This window comes from Sulfurihydrogenibium sp. (assembly GCF_027448985.1).
Taxonomy (GTDB): domain Bacteria; phylum Aquificota; class Aquificia; order Aquificales; family Hydrogenothermaceae; genus Sulfurihydrogenibium.
Genome location: NZ_DAIDMN010000097.1, coordinates 1 through 4,194, shown reverse-complemented (window position 1 = coordinate 4,194; position 4,194 = coordinate 1). Strand labels below are relative to the sequence as shown.

General features: G+C 33.9%; 4 protein-coding genes and 1 pseudogene. All 5 read right to left on the bottom strand.

Going from position 1 to position 4,194, the window contains the following annotated elements:
- Window positions 1-696 (bottom strand): UMP kinase (gene pyrH / locus NE054_RS07230; protein WP_297890186.1); only part of this gene is annotated, 696 nt, incomplete at its 3' end.
- Window positions 697-699: 3 nt separating this feature from the next.
- Window positions 700-1,293, bottom strand: a complete 594-nt coding sequence (gene tsf, locus NE054_RS07225; protein ID WP_297890184.1) for a translation elongation factor Ts — start codon at window positions 1,291-1,293, stop codon at window positions 700-702.
- 1 nt (window position 1,294) lies between these two features.
- On the bottom strand, window positions 1,295-2,161 hold the full coding sequence (rpsB, locus tag NE054_RS07220; RefSeq protein WP_297890182.1) for a 30S ribosomal protein S2: 867 nt from the start codon (window positions 2,159-2,161) through the stop codon (window positions 1,295-1,297).
- A 102-nt stretch (window positions 2,162-2,263) separates the two neighbouring features.
- Window positions 2,264-3,175, bottom strand: coding sequence for an AEC family transporter (locus NE054_RS07215; protein ID WP_297890180.1), 912 nt, complete (start codon window positions 3,173-3,175; stop codon window positions 2,264-2,266).
- A 12-nt stretch (window positions 3,176-3,187) separates the two neighbouring features.
- Window positions 3,188-4,194 (bottom strand): annotated as a pseudogene (locus NE054_RS07210) (preprotein translocase subunit SecA); the annotation flags it as partial.

The window sequence follows — 4,194 nt, the reverse complement described above, 5'->3', positions numbered from 1 at the left end:
GCCTACTTCTTCTCCAAAAACTATTTTTCTTAGATTTCCTTTTTTCTTTATGTTGAAAACAGCTATGGGAAGTTTGTTTTCCATACATAAGGTTAATGCTGTATGGTCCATAACTTTGAGGTTTTTGTTGATTGCATCTAAGTATGTTATTTCTTTTAATAAAACAGCATCCGGATGTTTTACTGGGTCTTTATCGTATATTCCGTCAACTTTTGTTGCTTTTAAAAGTAAGTCAGCTTTTATTTCTGCAGCTCTTAGTGCTCCTGTTGTATCCGTTGTAAAAAACGGGCTGCCGGTTCCGGCAGCAAAGATAACTATCCTTCCTTTTTCAAGATGTCTTATCGCTCTTCTTCTTATGTATGGTTCAGCAATTTGTCTCATTTCAATAGCAGACATAACTCTTGTTGGAACATCTTTTTTTTCTAAAGCATCTTGAAGAGCAAGTGCATTCATCACCGTTGCCAGCATTCCCATGTAATCGGCAGTTGCTCTATCCAATCCCATCTCCGTGCCTTTTATTCCACGGAAAATGTTTCCGCCACCAATTACTATGGCTATCTGTACTCCGATATCGTAAACATCTTTTATTTCATCACAAAGTTCACTTACAAATTGGGGGTCTATGCCGTATTCTTGTTCCCCCATCAAAGCTTCACCAGAAAGTTTAAGCAGTATTCTTTTATAAACTAAAGGCAAGTTTTACTCTCCTAATTCGTATCTGCAAAATCTTCTTACTTGTATGTTTTCTCCAATTTTTGCTATGTACTCTTTTATTAGTTCTTCTACAGTTTTTTTATCATCTTTTATGTAAGGTTGTTCGTAAAGGCATACTTCTTTGTAAAATTTCTCTAATTTTCCTTCTGCTATCTTTTCTGCTATATGAGCAGGTTTTCCTTCCGCTATCGCAGCTTCTCTTGCGATTTCACCTTCTTTTTCTACTACTTCCCTTGGTACATCTTCTCTTTTTACGTATTGAGGCTTCATCGCAGCTATTTGGAGTGCTATTTCGTTTGCAAGTTCTTTGAAAAGCTCGTTTCTTGCTACAAAATCTGTTTCACAGTTGAGTTCCAGTAGAACTCCTATTCTTCCACCTGCATGAATGTAAGCATGAATTAATCCTTCTTTTGTTTCTCTTCCGGCTTTTTTAGCAGCTTTTGCTACACCTTTTTTTCTTAATATCTCAACAGCTAATTCTAAATCTCCATTAGCTTCTTCTAACGCGGATTTACATTCGAGCATTCCTGCTCCGGTCACTTCCCTCAATGTTTTTACTAATTTTGCATCTACAGCCATCTTAAACTTCCTCCTTTGCTTCTTCTACTGCTTCTTTTGCTTCTTTTTCTATTATTTCAGATAGTCTTTCTTCTTTGGAGTAATTCTTAGCTCCCATATATCCAGATTCAACTATTTCGGACTCTTTTGCAAGTAATTCTTCTTCTATGGTTCTTGTTTCTACAGCTGTTCCTAAACTTTCTCTCATTTTCTTTCCTTCTATTACAGCATCAGCAATTTTAGAAGTTATAAGGCTTATGGCTTTTATAGCATCGTCGTTTCCTGGAATTGGATAATCTATTTTGTCTGGGTCACAGTTTGTGTCTGCTATAGCAACAACGGTAACACCAAGTTTGTTAGCTTCCGTAACAGCAAGGTCTTCTCTTACTGTATCTACTACAAAAATTATGTCTGGTACTCTGTTCATATCAACGATACCTTTTAAATACTTTTCAAGTTTTTCTTTTTGCTTTCTTAGTTTCATCACTTCTTTTTTCGGTAATATTTCAAAAGCCCCTTCTGCTTCCATTTTTTGAAGCTTTCTTAGTTTTGCTATACTTTTTCTAACAGTTTGGAAATTTGTAAACATTCCACCAAGCCATCTGTAGTTAACATAGTAAGCACCACATCTTTGAGCTTGCTCTTCAATAATAGATTGTGCTTGTTTTTTTGTGCCAAGGAAAAGGATTTCTGCTCCGTTTGCAACTTCGTTGATTACAAAGTCAATAGCTTGTTTGAAAAGAGGAACCGTTTTTGATAGGTCGATGATGTGAATGCCGTTTCTTTTTGTGTATATGTACGGCTTCATTTTAGGGTTCCATCTTCTAACCTGATGTCCAAAGTGAACTCCGGCTTCTAAAAGCTCTCTCATGCTAACTTCTACTGACATAAAAATACCTCCTATAAGGGTTTTTTTCTTCCGCCTTCTCTAAGTTTTAACCCTGTAAAAGGGCAACCCTTTAAGAGAAAGCGTGCTTAATTAAGTAAATTATTATATCACATTTTCTAATAGATAGTATATAGTTGGAACCGTCAAAAAACTTAAAACAATTCCCAAAGCAACTGATGATACTGCTATATCTTTATCTAAGTTTGCTTCTATTACAAATATGGATGCTAAAACCATTGGAGGCATTGCAAGTTGTAAAACTGCAACTTTCCAAGGAAGCGTTAAGGAAATGCCTAAGATTAAAATGATAGTTAAAAATGATAATGGAAGTAAAATATGTTTTATAAGTAAAACGAAAGATATTACTTTTAAATTTTTTCCTATCGCGGAAAATTTTAAATTCATACCTACTGAAAAAAGAATCAGTGGTATGACGGTAGAACCAAGTGTATCAAGAATTTTGATGATTAAATCCGGAAGTGTAAATGGTTTTAACATTAACCCTATTAAAAGGGCTAAAAATGGCGGAAAAAGAAAGAGTTTTTTGATATCAAAATTGAAAGATGCTTCTCCTTTTGCATAGGATATTAAAATTGGTGCCATTATAAAAATTGGTAAAAACATTGCAACATTATCAAATATTACAGCGTATCTTAGGCCTTCCTGACCATATAAAGATAAGATATATGGATATCCTAAAAATCCTGTATTTGCAAAGGTTGAAACCATTGCAAAAGATATAGCTGATTTTTTGTTTAATTTTAGTATTTTTGTTGCAACATGGTACGAAAAAAATATGTTGATTATCAACATAATCCATCCTGCTAAAAGAGTCATAAAAACATCTGATGTAAATTTTAAATGGTATATGTTGTTTATCACTAAAGCAGGAAAGCCTACATACATTATAAAATCTACGTAAGATTTTGAATAACTCTGAGGAAAGATTTTTAGCTTTTTGTAAATGTAGCCTAATGAAAAAAAGAAAAAGATGATAGCTAAATTGTTAAACATTTATTAACTTTTTTACTTTCTTTTTCTTCTTTCCATCCGGTTTTTGTACTTTATTACCTTTTTCTTTTTCTCTTCTTCTTTGTTTGTTTCTGTCTTTTTCAGTGTTTTTTCTGCTTCTTTTTCTTTTTTGGCTTTTTCTTCCTCTAAAACTTCTTCCGATTGAACTTGGAGTTTGTAAAGGTATTCTAATGTGTTGTATTTTAACTTAAACATCATATCTTCGAAAAGTTCAAAAGATTCTTTTTTATACTCTACCAATGGGTCTCTTTGAGCGTATCCTCTTAGGTAAACACTTTCTCTCAATCTATCAAGATTATGTAGGTGGTCTTTCCAAAGGTTGTCTAAAACTTGCAATGTCATGTATCTTTCAAACTCTCTCATTAAAGAGCTTCCAAGTTTCTCTTCTTTTTGGTTGTAAAAATCTTCAAGTTGCTTTAGTATGTGTTCTTCTAACTCTTTTCTATCCCATTCTTTATCCGTTGAAATGTTTACGTCTACACCAAGCCACTCTTTGAATGTTTTTTTGAGTTCTTCGATATCCCATTTTTCTTGGTACTCTTCTGCCGGAGCGTATTTATCTAAGAAGTATAAAACAACGTCTGTAAGCCAAAGTTTTATCTCGTCTTTTAGGTTTATTCCTTCAAGTATATCTCTTCTTAAAGAGTATATTACTTGTCTTTGTTTATTCATTACATCGTCAAATTCGAGTAGTCTCTTCCTTATTTGGAAGTTTTGTCCTTCTACTCTTTTTTGTGCATTTTCTATAGCTTTTGATACCATTGTACTTTCTATTGGTTCGTTTTCCGGAATCTTTAGTCTATCCATTAAAGCTTTAAGTCTGTCTCCTCCAAATAGTCTGAGTAAATCGTCTTCAAGAGATAGGTAAAATCTGGAGCTTCCTGGGTCTCCTTGTCTTCCGGCTCTACCTCTTAGCTGGTTGTCTATCCTTCTACTTTCGTGTCTTTCTGTTCCTATTACTGCTAATCCTCCAAGTTCTATTACCTTTTGTTTTTCTTCCT

What these genes read in the sequence shown, in the direction of transcription:
- tsf (WP_297890184.1), bottom strand. Translation starts at nt 1,293, where the DNA reads ATGGCTGTAGATGCAAAATTAGTAAAAACATTGAGGGAAGTGACCGGA.
- rpsB (WP_297890182.1), bottom strand. Translation starts at nt 2,161, where the DNA reads ATGTCAGTAGAAGTTAGCATGAGAGAGCTTTTAGAAGCCGGAGTTCAC.
- NE054_RS07215 (WP_297890180.1), bottom strand. Translation starts at nt 3,175, where the DNA reads ATGTTTAACAATTTAGCTATCATCTTTTTCTTTTTTTCATTAGGCTAC.